The sequence below is a fragment of the Amedibacillus dolichus DSM 3991 genome, from assembly GCF_000154285.1.
GTDB classification, from domain to species: Bacteria; Bacillota_I; Bacilli_A; order Erysipelotrichales; family Erysipelotrichaceae; genus Amedibacillus; species Amedibacillus dolichus.
Map to the genome: position 1 here is coordinate 252,616 of NZ_DS483477.1, position 19,031 is coordinate 271,646.

General features: G+C 37.6%; 16 protein-coding genes and 1 riboswitch. Of the genes, 13 read left to right on the plus strand and 3 right to left on the minus strand.

The genetic code is table 11. The features are described from left to right. The first annotated feature begins 47 nt into the window (after positions 1–47). The 4 genes from rbr (at position 48) to EUBDOL_RS08465 (ending at position 3,605) form a co-directional block, all read left to right on the plus strand. Positions 48–584, plus strand: a complete 537-nt coding sequence (gene rbr / locus EUBDOL_RS08450) for a rubrerythrin (RefSeq protein WP_004800512.1) — start codon at positions 48–50, stop codon at positions 582–584. Positions 585–740: 156 nt separating this feature from the next. Further along, a complete protein-coding gene (locus EUBDOL_RS08455; RefSeq protein ID WP_235713708.1) occupies positions 741–2,111 on the plus strand; it encodes a TrkH family potassium uptake protein in 1,371 nt (456 codons plus the stop codon). An 11-nt stretch (positions 2,112–2,122) separates the two neighbouring features. Next, positions 2,123–2,791 (plus strand): potassium channel family protein, encoded by a 669-nt coding sequence (locus EUBDOL_RS08460; RefSeq protein WP_004800514.1) that lies wholly within the window; start codon positions 2,123–2,125, stop codon positions 2,789–2,791. Positions 2,792–2,948: 157 nt separating this feature from the next. After that, positions 2,949–3,605: a hypothetical protein gene (locus tag EUBDOL_RS08465; RefSeq protein ID WP_147362253.1), complete on the plus strand. Its 657-nt coding sequence runs from the start codon at positions 2,949–2,951 to the stop codon at positions 3,603–3,605. Between the two features lie 257 nt (positions 3,606–3,862). On the opposite strand, the gene EUBDOL_RS08470 is transcribed toward EUBDOL_RS08465, so the two are convergent. Continuing rightward, positions 3,863–4,471, minus strand: a complete 609-nt coding sequence (locus tag EUBDOL_RS08470; protein WP_004800516.1) for an ECF transporter S component — start codon at positions 4,469–4,471, stop codon at positions 3,863–3,865. Between the two features lie 78 nt (positions 4,472–4,549). Then, a riboswitch (FMN riboswitch) is annotated at positions 4,550–4,665 on the minus strand. Positions 4,666–4,808: 143 nt separating this feature from the next. On the opposite strand from EUBDOL_RS08470, the gene EUBDOL_RS08475 reads away from it, so the two are divergent. Next, on the plus strand, positions 4,809–5,201 hold the full coding sequence (locus tag EUBDOL_RS08475) for a 6TM ABC transporter family protein (RefSeq protein ID WP_004800518.1): 393 nt from the start codon (positions 4,809–4,811) through the stop codon (positions 5,199–5,201). A gap of 134 nt (positions 5,202–5,335) precedes the next feature. On the opposite strand, the gene typA is transcribed toward EUBDOL_RS08475, so the two are convergent. Further along, a complete protein-coding gene (typA, locus tag EUBDOL_RS08480; protein ID WP_040463670.1) occupies positions 5,336–7,180 on the minus strand; it encodes a translational GTPase TypA in 1,845 nt (614 codons plus the stop codon). A gap of 111 nt (positions 7,181–7,291) precedes the next feature. Here typA and EUBDOL_RS08485 point away from each other — a divergent pair, with 111 nt between their 5' ends. The 6 genes from EUBDOL_RS08485 to EUBDOL_RS08510 all read left to right on the plus strand — a co-directional run bounded on the left by EUBDOL_RS08485 (position 7,292) and on the right by EUBDOL_RS08510 (position 15,929). Further along, positions 7,292–8,602 carry a polysaccharide deacetylase family protein gene (locus EUBDOL_RS08485; protein ID WP_004800520.1) on the plus strand — a complete coding sequence of 437 codons (1,311 nt, stop codon included), beginning with the start codon at positions 7,292–7,294 and terminating at the stop codon, positions 8,600–8,602. Between the two features lie 93 nt (positions 8,603–8,695). Then, complete coding sequence (locus tag EUBDOL_RS08490) at positions 8,696–9,436, plus strand: esterase family protein (protein ID WP_022419993.1); 741 nt, start codon at positions 8,696–8,698, stop codon at positions 9,434–9,436. A 109-nt stretch (positions 9,437–9,545) separates the two neighbouring features. Continuing rightward, positions 9,546–10,739 (plus strand): helix-turn-helix transcriptional regulator, encoded by a 1,194-nt coding sequence (locus EUBDOL_RS08495; protein ID WP_004800522.1) that lies wholly within the window; start codon positions 9,546–9,548, stop codon positions 10,737–10,739. 102 nt (positions 10,740–10,841) lie between these two features. Then, a complete protein-coding gene (gene baiCD / locus EUBDOL_RS08500) occupies positions 10,842–12,761 on the plus strand; it encodes a bile acid Fe-S flavoenzyme BaiCD (protein WP_004800523.1) in 1,920 nt (639 codons plus the stop codon). A gap of 11 nt (positions 12,762–12,772) precedes the next feature. Continuing rightward, a complete protein-coding gene (locus EUBDOL_RS08505) occupies positions 12,773–14,698 on the plus strand; it encodes an FAD-dependent oxidoreductase (protein ID WP_004800524.1) in 1,926 nt (641 codons plus the stop codon). 583 nt (positions 14,699–15,281) lie between these two features. Continuing rightward, positions 15,282–15,929 carry a DUF4230 domain-containing protein gene (locus EUBDOL_RS08510; RefSeq protein WP_004800525.1) on the plus strand — a complete coding sequence of 216 codons (648 nt, stop codon included), beginning with the start codon at positions 15,282–15,284 and terminating at the stop codon, positions 15,927–15,929. Positions 15,930–16,114: 185 nt separating this feature from the next. Here the strand turns inward: EUBDOL_RS08510 and EUBDOL_RS08515 are convergent, their stop codons facing one another. Further along, a complete protein-coding gene (locus EUBDOL_RS08515; RefSeq protein WP_004800527.1) occupies positions 16,115–16,444 on the minus strand; it encodes a helix-turn-helix domain-containing protein in 330 nt (109 codons plus the stop codon). Between the two features lie 356 nt (positions 16,445–16,800). Here EUBDOL_RS08515 and pepD point away from each other — a divergent pair, with 356 nt between their 5' ends. Continuing rightward, positions 16,801–18,231, plus strand: coding sequence for a beta-Ala-His dipeptidase (pepD, locus tag EUBDOL_RS08520; protein WP_040463674.1), 1,431 nt, complete (start codon positions 16,801–16,803; stop codon positions 18,229–18,231). 99 nt (positions 18,232–18,330) lie between these two features. Further along, positions 18,331–18,876 (plus strand): hypothetical protein, encoded by a 546-nt coding sequence (locus EUBDOL_RS08525; protein ID WP_004800530.1) that lies wholly within the window; start codon positions 18,331–18,333, stop codon positions 18,874–18,876. The last annotated feature ends 155 nt before the right edge of the window (positions 18,877–19,031 follow it).

Sequence of the window (19,031 nt, forward strand, 5' to 3'; positions counted from 1 at the left end):
ATATACTAAGAAAGAGCGTTTGCTGAGGACAAAAGGAGGAAATTTTGATGAATTTAAAAGGTACCAAGACAGAGAAGAATTTGAATGAAGCATTTGCAGGCGAATCTATGGCGAGAAACAAATATTCTTACTATGCAAGTAAGGCGAAAAAAGAAGGCTATGTGCAGATTGCCAATATCTTTGAAGCGACTGCCGCTAATGAGAAGGAACATGCGAAATTGTGGTTTAAGCTGTTGCATGACGGTATGCCTGATACACTAACCAATCTTAAGGACGCCGCAGCCGGTGAAAACTTTGAATGGACAGATATGTATGCACGTATGGCAAAGGAAGCACGTGAGGAAGGCTTTGATGATATTGCGGATACTATGGAAGGCGTATTGGCAATCGAAAAAGCACACGAACAGCGTTATCTTGCTTTATTGAATAATATTGAGGAAGGACGTGTCTTTGATAAGAGCGAAGAAACAATTTGGGAATGTTTGAACTGCGGACATATCCATGTCGGTACAAGTGCTCCTGAAGTATGTCCGGTATGTGATCACCCACAGGCTTATTTTGAAGTGCGTAAAGAAAACTATTAGTAAGTATGGAAAGGGCTCAAAGGAGCTCTTTTTTGTGTAAGCAACAGCTTTTTATAAGGAATTGCATAAACTTTGGATTTGGTATGGTAGAATTTTAAATTGGTGCTATAATAGATGCAGAAAGTTTGGTGAGCTATGGTTGAGTTTATACATTCCATGTTAAATTTTAAAAAGATGAGTCCCGCTCAAAAGATTGCCGCAAGCTTTTTGTTGGTAATCCTATGCGGAACCTTGCTTTTGATGCTTCCGATTTCCAATGTTGATGGAAATTTTATGAATCCAATTGATGCTTTGTTTAGTGCAACAAGTGCTACCTGTGTTACCGGACTTAGTACGATCAATGTTTCTGAACAATTAAATTTATTCGGTCAAATTGTGTTGATGCTGTTGATTCAAATCGGTGGTTTAGGCTTGATGACTTTCATGGCAGTCTTTCTTTTGATCATCAAAAGTCGGCTTTCCTTGAATGAGAAAATTGTTATGAAGGAAATGCTGAATCAAGAGCATGTATTTAACATGAAAAAGTTTATTGTAGATATTTTGTATTATACACTTTTCTTCGAAACAATCGGTGCAATTTTATTATCAATTCCGATGATTGAACAATATGGTCTGTTTGATGGAAGCTTCAAGGCGATTTTCTTAGCTGTTTCTGCTTTCTGTAATGCCGGCTTTGATACCTTGGGAAGCACTAGCTTGCAGGCATACGCCGATCAGCCTTTGATTTGTTTTACGATCATGGCGCTTATTGTTTTGGGTGGTTTAGGATTTGCGGTATGGTTTGATGTTCGTGATAAGCTGGTTTCCTTGGTAAAAGGAAAGCTGGCATGGAAGAAATTTCGCCGTTCCTTATCATTACACACGAAATTGGTATTATTTGTAACCTTTTTATTGATTGTCAGCGGTGCGCTATTCATTGTGGTATTTGAATACAACAATTCGGCAACATTAGGAAATATGCCCTTTCCGCAGAAAATTATGTGTGGGTTGTTTGAATCCATTTCCTTAAGAACTGCCGGCTTTACATCTATCAATTATGGTGCTTTGCAATCGCAGACAAGTTTGATCATGATGGTTTTGATGTTTATTGGTGGTTGCCCCGGAGGAACTGCGGGAGGTATTAAAACAACAACATTTATTATTTTGGTTATTTATATCATCGGAATGTTGAAGGGGAGTAAGCAAACGGTAGTATTTCGCCGTGCGATTGAGGAAAGTATCGTCATTCGGGCGATGGGCATTTTCTTCTTAAATTTAGTTGTTTTGTTCGTCGGAGTTTTATTGTTGTGCATTATTCAAAGTCAGGATTTTTTATCTATCGCATTTGAATGTGTCAGTGCGTTGGCAACCGTTGGCTCATCGCTTGGGCTAACCGGAGATTTAGAAGCTTTAGGTAAACTTGTGATTATTTGTATGATGTATATTGGACGCATCGGTATTTCAACCTTGGTATTATCTATGATGCGCCAACGCAGCTTCGATGAGAATAAGATTTCACTTCCGAAAGGGAATATCATTGTGGGATAGAGAGGTAGTATATGAAAAAAGCGAATGAGAGATTATATGGTGTAGTAGGTTTAGGGATTTTCGGTTCAACGGTTGCGAAAACATTAAGTCAGAACAATTGTGAAGTAATTGCGGTAGATGGTGATATGAAATGTGTGAATCGTATGGCAGATATCGTAACAGAGGCGATGCAGTGTGATGTAACTGATGTTTCTCAGCTGCGTGTTGCCGGTCTTGCGGATTGTGATATTGTTTTTGTATGTATGGGATCGCATCTGGAGGAAAGTGCTTTAGCGATTATTAACCTAAAGGAGCTAGGAGTTCCCTATATTATTGCGAAAGCAAAAAATAAACGATTTATGCAGGTGTTCAGTGAATTAGGCGCGGATAAGGTCGTACGTCCCGAAAAAGAAATGGGAGAACAGGTCGCAAAAAGTGTCTTAGGAAATAACATTATTGAAATTATTGATTTTGATAAAAATTACAGTATTGTTGAAATTCCGACACCGGAAAAGTGGATTGGCAAAACATTGATGGAATTGGAACTGAGAAAGCGTTATGAAATCAATGTTATCGCAATTCGCAGTGTCGGACAAGAGCAGCTTAATATTTCGCCGGAACCGGATTATGCGTTGCGTCGCAATGATCATTTGTTCGTTGTTGCGAATGCTAATAAGCTTGATCGTTTTGATTCGCTTTAATATAAATACATAAGGCTCCATGCTAAAGAAGTAATTTATTTATGAAAGATATTGAGAAATTACTTTCAGGATTTTTTAGTAGAAGCAAATAGTAAAGGATTATAACAAACAGAAAAGTCAGAGGAGGCAGTTAAGGCAGTATGCTTGGCTGATGGATATGAAGGAAAAAGAAAATTTAGAAATAGCAGAGGATTTTGATGTTGAGGAAAGACAGCAGGTAATATTTGAAAAGGGTATTCATGAGTTGTTTATTGGCTTTGAAAAGCAAAAGGATTTATTAAGTGAGCATGCTTATAGTCAGCTAAAGGAATTGTTGTTAAAGGCACCTAGCAGCATACATTCCAACACTTATATAGAGGTCATGTATATGCTTGGAAAATATTATGATTTAAAAGAAAATCGCAATGGTGCACGTTATTGTGCAATGCGTATGCTACAAATGAAAGAGCAACAAGAAAAAACGCATAAAAAGGGAATGCGAAATATAGAAGCTGTGGCTTTTGAATTTTCTTTATCCATGAATGGCTTTCTGCATAAATATACGGATTTTTTAGAACAGGTTTATCATTCAATTCGTATGAAATTGTTAATAGTTTCAGGCTTGTTACTGTTTGTTGCTTTTATGATTTTAAGAATATTCGCAAAGGTAGATCCGATAATTGCTTTTTTGGAAGCTTTTTTGCTAAGTGGACTGAATTATTATATTCAAGGACGTAAGATGCCTAGTATGTTTCGGAAAAATCAATTACGAGCAATCGAACAGTATGTTGATTCAGAATTACAGGATTTTGATGCTCGATATGTTAAGCTTTAGATTATTTAACCAAGTGAAATGCAGCATTCAATGTGCAGATCAGAAGTTGATTGATGGATTTTTTGATAATTGATAAAAAAGAATCAGTAGAGCGAGAAAAATCTTAAGCTATACTGATTCTTTTTATCGTTTATATTATCGTATGGCAAATGCTTTTGTTATCGTAAGAATCTATGGATATCTGTTTTACATGTTTGTATATAATCAACAATATTGAAGGATATAAAAAACACAAGGATATACCTTGCGTCTTGTAATCATTGATGCAAAAGGGGAGATACTTTTTTATATAATAGAAATACGATGGTACCTGATAACAAACCTTTGATTAGGTTAAATGGAACAACACATAGAACAATGAGTGGAAATAAGCTGTCAATAGAAGGATAAATAGCACTTCCGGCACTGAGAATAGCATCTAATGGATAGTTGGCAAAAGCGATGAATGCGGGAATAAGCATATAATAATTAACCAAAGCACCTACAACTGCCATACAGAGCGTACCGATCATCAATCCTATCATGGCATTTTTCTTTGATTTTTTCTTTTGATAAATAAATACTGCCGGTAAAATAAAGCTACACCCGACTAAAAAATTCCCCAATTCACCTACGCCGGCGGTTATCGTACCATTAAGAATAAGATTTAGTAAGACCTTTAAGCCTTCGATACATACCGCTGCCCAAGGACCCATTGCAAAGCCGCCAATCAAAACGACAACCTCACTGAAATCCATTTCGTAGAATGGGGGAGCAATTGGGAGTGGAAATTCAAAAAGCATTAGAATTGTTGCCAAAGCTGATAAAATACTTATCTTGGCAATGGTATGAATATTCATACGTTTTTTTGTTGAACCGTTAGACATGACATTTCCTCCTTATATGTCCGATATAAGCCTTTTTAAAAGAAAAAAGGTTCAACAAACCTTTAGGGAACACAAAAAAAGATACTTCTTCCGTCCAGACTATACTGTCGCCACCGGAGTTGCACACGGTTCTGCCATTTTGGCTTGCGGGGTTTACCGCCGATTGGGAATTTCACCCGACCCTGAAGTTTTGTCATCATTATTATAGCAATTCCTTCCGTATATGTCAATGTATATGCAACAATATGTGAAAGTGTCAAAAATGGCATAGATACATGGCAAAAGCATACGAACAGTGATATAATGAATCACAATGACGGAAGGTAGGTTTTAATCAATGAGATGGCTTCAAAACTTTATGCGAGGAAGATATGGAGTAGATCAGCTTTCTATCTTTTTGCTTGTTATTTATATCGTTGTAACACTTTTAACAGGCTTCTTTCAGTTACCGCTTCTTAGCTATGCACCGTTGGCAATCTTGATTTGGTGCTGGTTTCGTATTTTAAGCAGAAAAACCTATAAGCGTTCTAAGGAAAATACAACCTTTTTACGTATGGTATTTCCGATTACCAGTCGTTATCGCAGCTTGAAGAAGCGTTTTCGTGATCGTAAGACGCATAAATATTATCGCTGCCCGAATTGTAAACAGGAATTACGAGTGCCAAAGGGAAAAGGTGAGATAACGATTACTTGTCCAAAGTGTAAAACAAAGTTTGATAAACGAACGTAACAAGGGTGTGTCCTAGCGACATATCCTTATTTTTTTATTTAAAAGAAATTAGCGCATTTCTTAAGCTTTCATGTTTTACATGATCGTAACTAAAACTATTGATTGATAAAAGAAAAAGCCGCTGTTGCGACTTTTTACATTTGTTTGTTTTCTTCTGCAGACATTTTATCACGATAGAATTGACGGCGTTCCTGAGGAGTCAGACCTTTTTTACGTAAACGAATCGTATCCGGTGTGATTTCTACCAATTCATCATCGTTGATCCATTCCAAAGCTTCTTCCAAGGACATGATTCGCGGCGGAGTTAGACGCATTGCTTCATCATTTCCAGAGGAACGAATAGCCGTTAGCTTCTTGTTCTTTAAAGGATTGACATCTAAATCAATGTTACGAGCAGATTCACCGATGATCATACCTTGATAAACCTCGGTTTGCGGAGAGATAAATAAAGTTCCGCGTTCCTGCAAGTTCCATAGGGCATAGGTCATTGCGCTTCCGGTTTCTGTTGAAATCATCGCTCCGTTGCTACGCTGCTGAATATCTCCCTTATATGGAGTATAGCCATTGATGCGACGAACCAAAGTACCTTCTCCGCGAGTATCGTTGATGAACTCACTGCGATAGCCTAATAGACCTCGAGTAGGTGCTTCATAAGTGATACGGCAATAACCGTTTTCCTCTACCATATCAATCATTGTACCCTTGCGCAGATTGAGCTTGTTGATAATCGTTCCTGAATATTCTTCCGGAGCAAGTGCAACAACCTCTTCCATCGGTTCAACGATTTTTCCGTTTTCATCTTTATGTAAGATAACCTCCGGTTTCGATACGGCAACTTCATAACCTTCACGACGCATCGTTTCCAATAAAACAGAAATATGCAACTCGCCACGTCCGCTAACTTTGAAGCAATCACCGCTTTCAGTAGGCTCTACACGTAAGCCGACATTGACTTCTAGTTCCTTTTCCAAGCGCTCCTTTAAGTTTCGACTTGTAACAAACTTACCGCTTTGTCCGGCGAAAGGCGACTTATTGACGATAAAGTTCATACTTAAGGTCGGTTCTTCGATTTTAATGCTTGGAAGTGGGATCTCATGATCTTTTAGACATAAGGTTTCTCCGATTGAAATATCACTGATACCGGCTACAACTACAATATCGCCACTATGAGCCTCTTTTACCGAGCTGCGGCTAAGTCCGCGATATACGAAAATGGAGGAGGTGTTGGCATTTCGGCTGTTTCCAAAGGAATCACATACAACAACATTTTCCTGAGCGTGTAAAACACCTTGATAAACACGTCCGATACCTAAGCGCCCGATATATTCATCGTAAGCAAGAGCGGAGATTTGAACCTGTAAAGGTTCTTCGTCCTTGTTTGGATATGCCTCACAATGCTTCAAAATGGTTTTGAATAACGGTTCGATAGAATCACTTGGAGTATCTAAGTCATATTGAACAATTCCCTGTTTAGCGATTCCATATAGGATAGGAAAATCCAACTGTTCATCATTTGCATCTAAATCAAGGAATAATTCGTAAACCTCATCAACGACCTCTTGTGGTCGAGCGTCCTTCTTGTCAATCTTATTGATTAAAAGGATCGGACGTAATCCAAGTTCTAAGGATTTACTTAAGACAAAGCGGGTTTGTGGCATCGGTCCCTCACTGGAATCGACAAGCAGGATTACCGTATCAACGGTTTTGATGATACGCTCTACCTCACTGGAAAAATCGGCATGTCCGGGCGTATCCACAATGTTGATTTTTACGCCATCATGAATGACACTGCAATTTTTTGAATAAATTGTAATACCACGTTCTCTTTCCAAATCGTTACTGTCCATTACGCAGTCAACAACCTCTTCGTTGTCGCGGAAAACATCGCTTTGACGCAGGAAAGCATCTACCAATGTCGATTTACCGGCATCAACGTGTGCAATGACCGCTATATTGATAATTTTTTCTTTTTCACTCATATAAATTCCACCTTTAAACATGTATTATCATATACCGAATTACAGCTAATTACAAACTTTTTTCATATATTTTATATGCTTTTTCATAGAATGAAGTGAGTAGGTGAGAAGATGAAAAAAAGAATGTGGCTTGTATGCCCTTTCGTGATAATCTTACTGTTAGCCGGCTGTCGAGAAAAAGAGTTTATCCTGTCCGAAAACCCTAAAAAAGAAATCGGTCAGAATGTGATGGAGCTTAGCTTCGATGATCTATTTGTCCAAAGTATTCAATATCCGAAAACCGATATTAAAAAATTAGATCAACAGCTTCATAAGCTTATTAAGAGCTATCGAGATGCATTTTTGCGAAAGGCAAAGAATTATCAAGGCAAGCAGCGTGCAGAACAAAATATCAGTTATGAGGCATATCGGAAGGACGATCGTTATATTTCAATCAAACTTACTATTTACGAACGGCTGCAGACGGCAAAGGAATATGTGGAATGTATCGTTTATGACACAAAAGAAAATACAGAGGTAATGCTGTTTGATATCTTAGCCAAGGATCAGCTTTATCGCTTGGCAGAATTGAGTGAAAAAGCGGTTAAGCAAAATTATCCACAGCTATGGGATAGGGAAGCGATGCAACCGCATTTATCTTTGGCATTGGAAAACTATGAAAAGTTTCTATTAACGAAGGATTGTTTTGTTGTTGTTTTTCCGCAAGGCAGTTTATTTGATTTTCCTTTTTGTGTTGAGATAGATTATGAACAGCTGGGTGATGCTATCCGCTTGAAAGCGGAAACTACTCCAACATATGTACCCTATCCGGATATTTTAAATGAACCGATTAGCAATATTGATCCGCAAAAGCCAATGGTTGCTTTAACATTTGATGACGGACCAACACGTAAATACACCACGCGTATTTTAGATGCTTTAAAAAAGTACAATGCTTCCGCAACCTTTTTCATCTTAGGGGATCGGGCAATGAATGCACCGGATTTGTTACAGCGTATGGTATTGGAAGGAAGTGAGATTGGTAATCACAGCTTTTCACATAAGCAGCTGACAACTCTTTCAAAGGAGAAAATTGAAGAAGAAATCAATCATACGCAGGAAACGATTTATACGATTACCAAAAAATACCCAAAGCTTCTTCGACCTCCTTATGGTAGTCGCAATGAAACGGTGTTGCAATGCGCGCAAGATAAAAAAATCGTTACATGGACGATTGACAGCAGAGATTGGGAGCTGAAAAACAGTGATAAGATCGTAGAGCGTGTTATGCGTGAGGTCAAGGACGGAGATATTATCCTGATGCATGATTTGTATGAAACAAGTGCTGAAGCTGCTGAAATTTTAATTGAGGAACTGATTCATCAGGGGTATCAACTGGTAAGTGTTTCGCAGCTATATTTGTATCGGCCACAAGCAAATTAAAGATGGTGATTTTCATTTTTGAGTAGTAGATATGATATAATAGTAAACACAGACAAACACAAGAACAATCGTTGTGTGCAAGGAGGAAAAAGCATGAAGGTGGAGTACTATAAGACATTCAGTCATGAATTGAATCGTGATATGGAATTTAAAGTATATGGGCACATGGGAATACCTTGCTTAGTGTTTCCGGCACAAGATGGAAGATTTTATGATTTTGAAAATTTTGGTATGATTGATGCTGCGAAAGAGTATATCGAGGCAGGGAGGATTCAGTTTTTTTGCTGCGACAGTATTGATAAGGAAACGTGGTCAAACGAATGCGGCGATCCAAGAGAGCGCATAGAACAGCATGAGCGTTGGTATAACTACATTGTTTATGAACTGGTGGCCATGATTTATCAAATAAATACCAATGCACAGCAAGGTATCATGACAAGTGGTTGTAGTATGGGGGCTTTTCATGCCTTAAATGTTTTTTTGCGACGTCCCGACATATTTACGAAGGTATTGGGAATGAGCGGATTGTATCATGCAGCTTATTTTTTTCATGATTATCATGATGAGCTGACCTATCGAAATTCCCCGATGGATTATCTTGTGAATATGTCTTTAACAAATCCCAATATGGAGCTATATCGCAGAGCAGATATTATTCTTTGCTGTGGAAAAGGAGCTTGGGAGCAGGAAATGGAATATTGCTTGCAAGCCATGCAGGATATTTTAGCACAAAAGAAAATTGATGCATGGATTGATTTTTGGGGATATGATGTTTCTCATGATTGGTATTGGTGGAAACGTCAAATCGATTATTTTTTACAGTTTATGGTATGATAAATAAGGATAGAATATCAGCTGCTCGTTATCCAATGGATAAGGAGCAGTTGATATAATGAATGAAAGATATGTCAATTCTTAAATATAATTTAATTGAGGTAATAGTATGTGGTATCAGAAGGATTGGTTTACAGGTGGCAATTATTATAATTTAAAAGAAAAACAAGTACATGTAGAAGAATTGGTGATTATGCAACCGGTTGAACAAGAATTTCATGAAACGACGCATATGTATTATGTACGAAGTGGGAAGGCTTCTTTGTGGATAAACGGATCTAAGCATCGAATTCAAGAAGGAAGCTTCTTTTGTTTATATATGCATCATTTTTATAAAATTGATGAAATCGAAAAACCGATTTCATGCATTCGTGTTTCTTTTCATATTGGCTTATTTATGTTTTTATGTTTTGAACAGCATGAACAAGATGAGAATGAGAAATTGATGTACGGTGTACCTACGGTTTTCGTTTTAAAGGAACAGGAAAAAAAGCGTGTGCTTAAGGTCTTAGAGGACTTACTTATGGAAAAGCAAGAAGATTTATTTTTGCATTATAATATGAATATTTACTTGGCTATGCAGCTGCATGCTTTATATTGTCGTTATGCAATGCATCGAAATAGAAAAGAAATGATTAAAAAAGGTGATGTATGGGAAGTTATTCAAAGAGTTATATTGGATACCAGTAAAACGGTGCCATTAAAAGAGTATGCGAAAGCGGTGCATCTGACACCTGTTACTTTAAATAGGCAGATTGCAAAAGCAAGTGGTTATACTTTTTTTCAATTGCAGAAGATGGGAAAGGTGTTTAATGCTTGTGCCTTACTTCATTTTCCGGACTTAAGTATTCAATATATCAGCGATTGTTTAGGATTTAATACGGTTGAGGATTTTCATCGTGTTTTTAAACGATATATGCAAGTAAGTGTTCGTGAATATCAGACAGCAAATATCGGTTCCGGAATTCAGATGCAAATACAGGAAGAATCTTTACAAATTTTAATTTATTTATTCTTGAATTTTAATCATTCCATAACTCTGCAAGATATGGAAAGAGATTTGTTGAAAAAAACGTATGTGATCGAGCGAAGAGTCAAGGAGTCGTTTGGGAAGAGTGTACAAGAATTGTTAGAGGAAATTCGCATACATATCGCATGTAGTTATTTGGTGGCTACGACAAAATCAATTACAGAGATATCGACAGCAGTTGGGTTTGGCAGTAATTCATCTTTTCAGCGTAGCTTTTATAAGTATATGAATCAAACGCCAAAAGATTTTCGTGAATCAATTCGTACAAAATAAATTTTTCACAAAAGTAATTATCTGGTAATCATTTTATTGAATCTGAATATCAATTTGTATTTTTTTAACATATAATCAAATTGAGAAACGGAGGGTATAAAGATGTTTGAACATTTATTTGCTCCTATTCAGATTCGTGATATGGAGTTGAAAAATCGTATTATTATGCCTGCCATGGGAACAAGAATGGCAGATGAAAAAGGATTTGTAACCGATAAGCTAATTGCTTATCATGCAGCAAGAGCAAAAGGCGGCTGCGGTTTGAATATTGTGGAAGTTGCGGCAGTTCATACGCCAAGTGCACCGGCACATTTTGTTTCAATCAGTGAAGATTGCTATATTGCCGGACATAAAAAATTAACCGATGCAATTCATGCAAACGGAGGAAAGGCTTCCATTCAATTGTGGCAAGGTTCGATTGCTGCTTGCATGGATCCAAAAGCGCAGATGTTGGTGGTATCCGAAATGAATTTTGGAGGTCATACCATTCCGGCTATTACCAAAGAGCAAATTCAAGAAGTTATCGCTTGTTATGGAAAAGCAGCAGCTCGTGCCGTAGAAGCGGGATATGATTGTTTAGAATTTCATTTAGCACATAATTATTTACCGCATTCATTCTTAAGCGGAGGATTGAATCACCGTAGTGATGAATATGGAGGAAACTTTGAAAATCGTTCTCGTTTTCCATTAGAAGTTATTGATGAAATTCGTAAGAATATGCCAGAGGGAATGCCTTTATTCATTCGTATTGATGCACAAGATGACATGTTAGAAGGCGGAATGACAATTGATGATACGATTCGCTTTTGTAAGCTTGCTAAAGAACATGGTGTTGATGTATTAGATGTTTCCAGAGGAAATATCATTACAGCAGCAAGCATGTATGAAGTACCGCCAATTGATGTACCGAATGGATTTAATATTGAAAATGCAGCTAAGATTCGTAAAGAAACAGGTATGCTGACGATTGGTGTCGGTCGAATTAATACAGCTAAATTGGCTAATGAATTGATTGAAAATGATCGAGTGGATATGGTCGTTATGGGGAGAGCGCAGTTAGCTGATCCGGAATTTGCGAATAAAGCTTGTGAAGGACGTGTTGATGAAATCGTTCATTGTGTGGGTTGTAATCAAGGCTGTTATGATGGATTTACCGATGTGATGCACCGTCCGCATATTACTTGTATGCGTAATCCGATGATTGGTCATGAAAGTGAATATTTAATGGAAACAACACAGGCACCGAAAAATGTATGGGTCATCGGCGGCGGTGTCGGTGGTATGGAAGCAGCACAGGTTTTACAAGCACGTGGGCACAAGGTTACTTTATTTGAAGCAAGTAATGAATTAGGTGGAGAATTCTTATTGGCAGGTGAGGCACCTGGAAAAGCAGAAATGAAACAAGCAGCGATGGAAATGGCTCAACAGACAGAAAGGTTAGTTACTGTACATAAGAATACCAAAGTAGATGCTCAAATGATCCAAAATGCGAATGTCGATGCCGTGATTGTTGCAGTTGGTTCCAGTCCGATTATGATTCAGTTAGAGGGTATGGATATGTTGCCACATGCATCAGCTACAGAAATCTTACGTCATGAAGTGTGTCCGAAAGGACATGTAGCTGTTATTGGCGGAGGACTTGTTGGCTTAGAAACGGCTGATACTTTAGCAAGTGATGGCTGTAAAGTTACGATTTTAGAAATGAAAGATGCTATCGGTAGTGATTTAGGAAGTTTGCGTAAGATTTCAGTCATGATGAAAATGCATCAATTGCATGTAGATATGCGTCCAAATAGTCAGGTATGTAAATTTACAAGTGAAGGTATCGTATTAAAAGATGGAAGTTTTGTTGCTTGTGATTCTGCTGTCTTTGCAGTTGGATTTAAAGCCAATGATAGTCAAGAGCTTGTTGAAGCTTGCGAAGAAAAAAATATTCCATGCCATATCATTGGAGATGCAAAAAAGGCTAGACGAGCAATTGATGCGATTGCGGAAGGATTTGAAGTCGCAAGAACACTTTAGGAGGAAAGACTATGAAAACAATGTTTACTCCGCTTCAGATTGCGGGAATGGAAGTTAAGAACCGAACATTTATGGCTCCTATGTCATTAGGTTATGAAAGTCAAGACGGAACGGTAAATGAAAAGATGGAAGCTTATTGGCTAAGAAGAGCCGAAGGTGGTGTAGGCTGTATCATTGTAGATGCGACAAGTGTGGATCCAAGTGTTCCATATCTTGGAAATACACTTTGTTTCCGTAGCGAAGAAAGTATTCAAAAATATAAGCATTTTACCGATAAGGTTCATCAATATGATTGTAAGATCATTCCACAGATTACGCACCCAGGACCAGAAAGCGTGAGCGCGTTTTATGGTGTAGCGCCAGTAGCAAGCAGTGTGTATCCAAACTCCATGGGACAAATGACTCGTGAATTGGCGATTGAGGAATTACCTGGTATTGTCGATCTATATGTAAAGGCAAGTTTAGATGCACAAAGAGCAGGGTTTGATGGTATTGAATTGCATTGTGCACATGCTTATATGTTGTTAGGATCTTTTCTATCCCCTTTGCGTAATAAGAGAACAGATGCCTATGGAGGCAGCTTATTAAATCGGGCGCGTTTATTATTTGAAGTAATTGATGGTATTAAAGAAGCTTGCGGAAAAGATTTCCCAATTATATTGCGTATGTCCGGTAGTGAAAAGGATCCACAAGGGAATACGCTAGAAGATATGAAACGCTTGATTCCTTATTTAGAAAAGCATGGGGTGGATTGTTTTGAAATCAGCGGTGGTACGCAATATGAACGTTGTAACAAAATCATTCCATGTCATGGAGAGGCAGAATTCACAAACTTGGAAGAAGCCAAAGCGATTAAATCTGTGGCGACAAAACCTGTCATTACAGTTGGCAAAATTTTAGATGCTCGCTTAGCAGAAGATGTATTAGATGCCGGCGAAGTTGATGGTGTTGTAATCGGACGTGCTTTGTTAGCTGAGCCGGACTTTGTTAAGAAAGCTGAAGAAGCTCGCTATGATGAGATAGCACCTTGTGCCGCTTGTGGGGTTGGTTGTGTTGGAGAACAGACAAAACGTCGCCCGGCTACTTGTGTAATTAATCCTATTGCCGGACGTGAACTAGAGTTTGAATTTACGCAAGCTGAAGATATCAAGAATATTGTCGTAGTAGGGGCTGGAATCGGAGGTTTGGCTGCTGCTCGAATCTTGGCGAAACGCGGTCATCATGTTCTTGTATTAGAAAAGGAGAAAAAAGCAGGAGGTCAGTTGAATTTAGCATGCCGTCCTCCATTTAAACAAGAGATTTCCAAATGGGTCGTTTATTTATTGAATGAATGTGCCCGTTATGGAGTTGAGATTCGTTATGAAACCGAAGCAACATCAGCTATGATTGAAGAACTGCGTCCACAGATTGTCATTCTTGCCACAGGTGCTAAGCCTTTTCTACTTCCGATAGAAGGGAAAGAAACAATGGTTCTAGCAAACGATGTATTAAATGGCGATGTGAATATTCCAAGCGGAAATGTTGCTATTATCGGTGGAGGTATGGTAGGTATGGAAACGGCCGAGTATATTCTTCATCATGCTCGTGGAAATGCAAGCGTTACTTTAATTGAGATGATGGATACGATTGGTCAAGGCATGGTACCGAATAATTTAGTTCCAACCATGAAGCGCTTTAAGCAAGAAGGTGTACAGATGATTACAAGTGCTAAAGTAAAGAGCATTCAAGAAGGAACGATTACTGTCGAAACAAAACAAGGAGAAATACAGTATTCAGGCTTTACACATGTTATCTGTGCTGTCGGATCTACATCATGGAATCCATTATATGAAGAAGTAAAAGATAAACAAGAAACATACGTCATCGGTGATGCCAATGGTGTGGCACAAGCTTTGGAAGCGGTTCGTGCAGCGTATGAATTAGGATATAAATTATAAATAGAAACGCTTTAATAGCTTTTAAAAGACAGGTTGCTTAAACTAAAAAAGGCATGAATAGCCTCAAAACTGGGATTCTGAATTACAGAGTCCTTTTCTTATGGTAAAAACATTTCATAGCAGAAAAAATTCTTTTATATCTTTTAGCATTAAATTTTCTTAAAGCCATCGCAAATCGTAGACGAATTTAGAATGTATTTGCTTATATTCATTTTTATTATAATGATTTATTCTACGATTTTATAAAAGAAATATGAAATGAAGTGTAGAAATTATCAAAATCAGTTTGTTTATAAAATCGAAATATAAATAGAAAAAAAGCGCTAGGGATACGCTTTTTTTCTTGAAACTAATATTATTAAGGGGATAGAATGTTTAGAAAATAATTAGGGGATTATTTTCTAATTAGGCGAAGAATATCTTTGCCTATGCTAATTATAATACAAAAGAAAGTAGAATTGAATACAAAAATAAAAAAATTAAGAATTTCTTTAGTTCTTTACATGTGCGATAGGTAAAAAATATACTATAATAATGATATATATTTTATTATTTACATTGCCTAGGAGATGGAGGAAATATTGTGAGTGAGAAAAAAGAAAAAGTTATGGTGGTAAAGAAAAAAGGAATTGGTGATGCAATTGGGAAATATATGACAATGAAATTTTTGATTGTCGTTTTAATTATCATTGCATTGCCGATTTGTGTGTTCAGTATAAAGAATATTGTTGCGCAGGACGAAAAGACAACAAAGCTTGGCTTTGAGGATATTGGGGAGTTGGCGACTCAAGAAGCCTATTGTACGCAAGTAAGTGTTACGGAGGCATCAAGAGAGCTGTTTGGAATGCAAATTCCTTTTACGCAAAGTAAATATATTTACAGTTATGATGTATTGATCAAGGCCGGATTTGATTTTCAGGAGATTGAATGGTCTGAGCGTGAGCATACGATTTTAGTTAAAATGCCAAAGGTAAAGCTGTTGAGCAGTGAGATTGATGTAGAATCCTTTAAGGTATATCATGATGAGGAAAGTATTTTTCGTCCGATTACTTTGAAAGAAAATAATCAAGCGATGAAGAAGTTAAGAAAACAAGCAGAAAAAGATGCGATTGCCAATGGTTTATTGGACAATGCAAAGAGTAATGCGGAAGTAATGTTGAAAGGCTTTTTCGCACAAGAGTATGATTTAAAGGATTACAAGCTCGTATTTGAACATAAAGAGGAGAAGTAAGCTTTATGAAGCTGTTGAAAAAGATATTAGCTGTTGGAATAAGTGCAATTGCTTTGTTTTATTTGTATTTGCTGCTTACAGCATAAAGGTACATACACTTTATGAATAGATAAACAATCAATAAAAGCTGTCGTTTTATATTACGGCAGCTTAAGTGTTTGTTTCGTATAATTTAAAAAGATAGTTTATTTCAGCATATCCATAAGCGTAAGGATACTTTGCATGAAATGAGCTTTTTTATGATCGGGAAGACTGCGGTACATGGTAAGAAACATGCACTCGTTTTTATCACGAATAAACAATGCTTCATTATCATATTGTTTGGTCCCTAAAATCGTATAGATATCAATTTCCAAGATATTACAGATCTTCGCCAAAGTTTCTAAATCAGGCAACGACTTGTTGTTGACATAATTTGAAATCGAACGTTGTCCGATATTGATTTTCTTTGCTAAATCTGTTTGTGTCATGTTTTTCATTGTAAGCTGTGCTTGTATGATATCTCCCAATTGCATAATTCCACTCTCCTAAGAAATAGTATAAATTAGATTTTCCAAATATTAACAAGTTACCATGATATATTCTATAAAATATTTTTAGAATAAATACTTCTAAAAATGAGCGTGATTTTTGTTTTCGTTGATAGCAGTCAATGTACTTTTTCTTGAATTGTGATAAAATGAGAAACACGAGATTAGAGGTGCTTTATGAAAAAGATAAAATTATGGATTTATCGTATCGTTATTCTATTGGTTGTGAGCGTTTTGGTAATCTTAAGTGTATTAAGTATGTAGATTCTTTTATTTAGTGTATTTCTTTCGAGTAGTAAGACTGCAAATATGCTAAAATAAAGCTATCGGAGGTGGAAGATATGAAAACTGTTTTAGATCATACAAAAGCACATCAAAAATATTTTGAGGAGCTGACGCGAATCCCTCATGGCTCTTATCATGAGGATCAGGTGGCGGATTTTTTAGTTCATTTTGCACAAGAGCATCATCTTGCCTATAAACGTGATGCGATGCACAATGTATTGATTTATAAGCCGGCGAGTGTCGGCTATGAACAGCATGAGCCTGTGCTTTTGCAGGCACATACGGATATGGTTTGTGAGAAGAATCAAGCAACTGATTTTGATTTTGAAAAGGAGCCTTTGCAGATATATATCGAAGAAGGAATGCTGAAAGCAAAGGGTACGACATTAGGTGCAGATGACGGTGTCGGGGTTGCTTATATGCTTGCTTTGTTGGCTGATGATACCTTATCACACCCACCCTTGGAATGTGTTTTTACAGTTCAAGAAGAGGTTGGCTTATTTGGCGCAATGGCGATCAAAAAAGAAGATATCCATGCCAAGCGCATGATCAATCTTGATGATGGCGGTGAAAACCTTACCTGTATGGCAAGTGCCGGAGGTGTAAATGTCATTCTTAGTAAAGAGGCGTTGTATGCTCCGGTGCATGGAAGCGGGTATCGTTTAAATGTAACCGGCTTAAGTGGTGGACATAGCGGCGGAGAAATTCATAAGGAAAAGGGAAATGCCAATAAGCTATTGGCGCGTGTACTTTATGAAATTATGCAGCACCATGGCTTACAGCTGCAAAAAATCGAAGGTGGGTTGAAGGATAACGCTATTCCACGTGAAGCGTATGCTCTTTTTGTGAGTGAAGCGGATAAGGGAAGCCTGCAAAAAAGTGTAGAAAGGCTTTCTGCTGCTATTTGTGAGGAATATGCGTTCAGTGATGAGGGCTTGTGCATTACGCTTGAAGAAGCGCAGGTAGAAAAAGCTCTAGCAAGTGATGATACCCAAGCTTTGCTTCAACTGCTGCGAGTGCTTCCTGATGGAATGCGTCATCACAGTGTTCATTTAGAGGATCTGACAACTGCCAGCAGCAACCTTGGTGTTGTGCGTATGGAAGATACGATTTATCTGAATTGTTCAATTCGTGGTGCGCAGGAATCCTTTGTTGATGATCTTGCACAAGAGGTTGAAATTTTAGCTAGTGCGTTTGGCTTTGATGCAAAGCAGGAGGCACGCTATCCGGCATGGAATTTTACAAAGGATTCTAAGCTGCGACAGACTATGGAGCAGGTATGTCAAGAGGTGCTTGGTAAGGAGCTACAAAAGATTTCTGTGCATGGTGGTTTAGAGTGCGGGGTATTCAAAGCCTTAGAACCGGAAATGGATATTGTTACTATGGGACCGAAAATGGAAGATATTCATACACCGCAAGAACGCTTGGATTTGGAAAGCTTTGATCGCACCTATAGCTTTTTACGTGCATTCATCACAAAGCTATAATGCAAAGAGGAGAGGAAAAGCCTCTTCTTTTTATATATTTTTATTTCAGAGCATGAAAGAATTGCTTTGAAAGGAAAAAAGAGATAGGAGAAAAAGCTTATGCTTATACTGTTATGGGGAGTGGCTGCATGTAGTGGCTATAGTATGTTGAAGTTGCTCTATACGAAGCAATATCGTAAAAGCCTAGGAAGTTTACTTGGCTTTGCCTATACCTTTATTTGCTATGCGGCGATGCTAGCAATGTATTATTATTTGCCTTTTGGCATGTTGCTGATATTTTTGGTTTTGCCGCTTTGGCTTGGGGGCTTATGTATTGGTGTGGGAGGCTATCATATTGCGCTTTATTTTCTGTGCAATGAGCAGTTAGAAGCGACTTATATAGGAGAGCAGTCGTCCTATGGTGGAAATGGAATTTCGGTTCAATATGCCATCTTTGAATATACGTATGCACAAAAGACTTATCATGAAAAGAGTATGAACAGTGAACGGTATCGCTATTTAAAGACATTGGAAAAAGGAAGATGTTATCCGATTTATATCAATCCTAAAAAGCCTTCTTGTTTTTTGGTTACCAAACGGATTCAGCTATCCGACGTTCTAATGATTGCGTTTGGTGTACTTTGCTGCTTTCTTCCGTTTTTATAAGAAGTGTTTATGAGTGCTTGGAAATGTGAATGTGATATGCTTTGCTTTAGGATAAGCAGTGGTTATCTTAAAGCAATCTTACAAAAAAGTTAGAAAGTGAGAGTGGAAACGTATGAAAAAATCTTAACGTACACATTGGGGATATGGTATAATAT

Bases quoted from the DNA above. Each gene is read 5' to 3' on its own strand.
- rbr (WP_004800512.1), top strand. From the start codon at position 48: ATGAATTTAAAAGGTACCAAGACAGAGAAGAATTTGAATGAAGCATTT.
- EUBDOL_RS08455 (WP_235713708.1), top strand. From the start codon at position 741: ATGTTAAATTTTAAAAAGATGAGTCCCGCTCAAAAGATTGCCGCAAGC.
- EUBDOL_RS08460 (WP_004800514.1), top strand. From the start codon at position 2,123: ATGAAAAAAGCGAATGAGAGATTATATGGTGTAGTAGGTTTAGGGATT.
- EUBDOL_RS08465 (WP_147362253.1), top strand. From the start codon at position 2,949: ATGAAGGAAAAAGAAAATTTAGAAATAGCAGAGGATTTTGATGTTGAG.
- EUBDOL_RS08470 (WP_004800516.1), bottom strand. From the start codon at position 4,471: ATGTCTAACGGTTCAACAAAAAAACGTATGAATATTCATACCATTGCC.
- EUBDOL_RS08475 (WP_004800518.1), top strand. From the start codon at position 4,809: ATGAGATGGCTTCAAAACTTTATGCGAGGAAGATATGGAGTAGATCAG.
- typA (WP_040463670.1), bottom strand. From the start codon at position 7,180: ATGAGTGAAAAAGAAAAAATTATCAATATAGCGGTCATTGCACACGTT.
- EUBDOL_RS08485 (WP_004800520.1), top strand. From the start codon at position 7,292: ATGAAAAAAAGAATGTGGCTTGTATGCCCTTTCGTGATAATCTTACTG.
- EUBDOL_RS08490 (WP_022419993.1), top strand. From the start codon at position 8,696: ATGAAGGTGGAGTACTATAAGACATTCAGTCATGAATTGAATCGTGAT.
- EUBDOL_RS08495 (WP_004800522.1), top strand. From the start codon at position 9,546: ATGTGGTATCAGAAGGATTGGTTTACAGGTGGCAATTATTATAATTTA.
- baiCD (WP_004800523.1), top strand. From the start codon at position 10,842: ATGTTTGAACATTTATTTGCTCCTATTCAGATTCGTGATATGGAGTTG.
- EUBDOL_RS08505 (WP_004800524.1), top strand. From the start codon at position 12,773: ATGAAAACAATGTTTACTCCGCTTCAGATTGCGGGAATGGAAGTTAAG.
- EUBDOL_RS08515 (WP_004800527.1), bottom strand. From the start codon at position 16,444: ATGCAATTGGGAGATATCATACAAGCACAGCTTACAATGAAAAACATG.
- pepD (WP_040463674.1), top strand. From the start codon at position 16,801: ATGAAAACTGTTTTAGATCATACAAAAGCACATCAAAAATATTTTGAG.
- EUBDOL_RS08525 (WP_004800530.1), top strand. From the start codon at position 18,331: ATGCTTATACTGTTATGGGGAGTGGCTGCATGTAGTGGCTATAGTATG.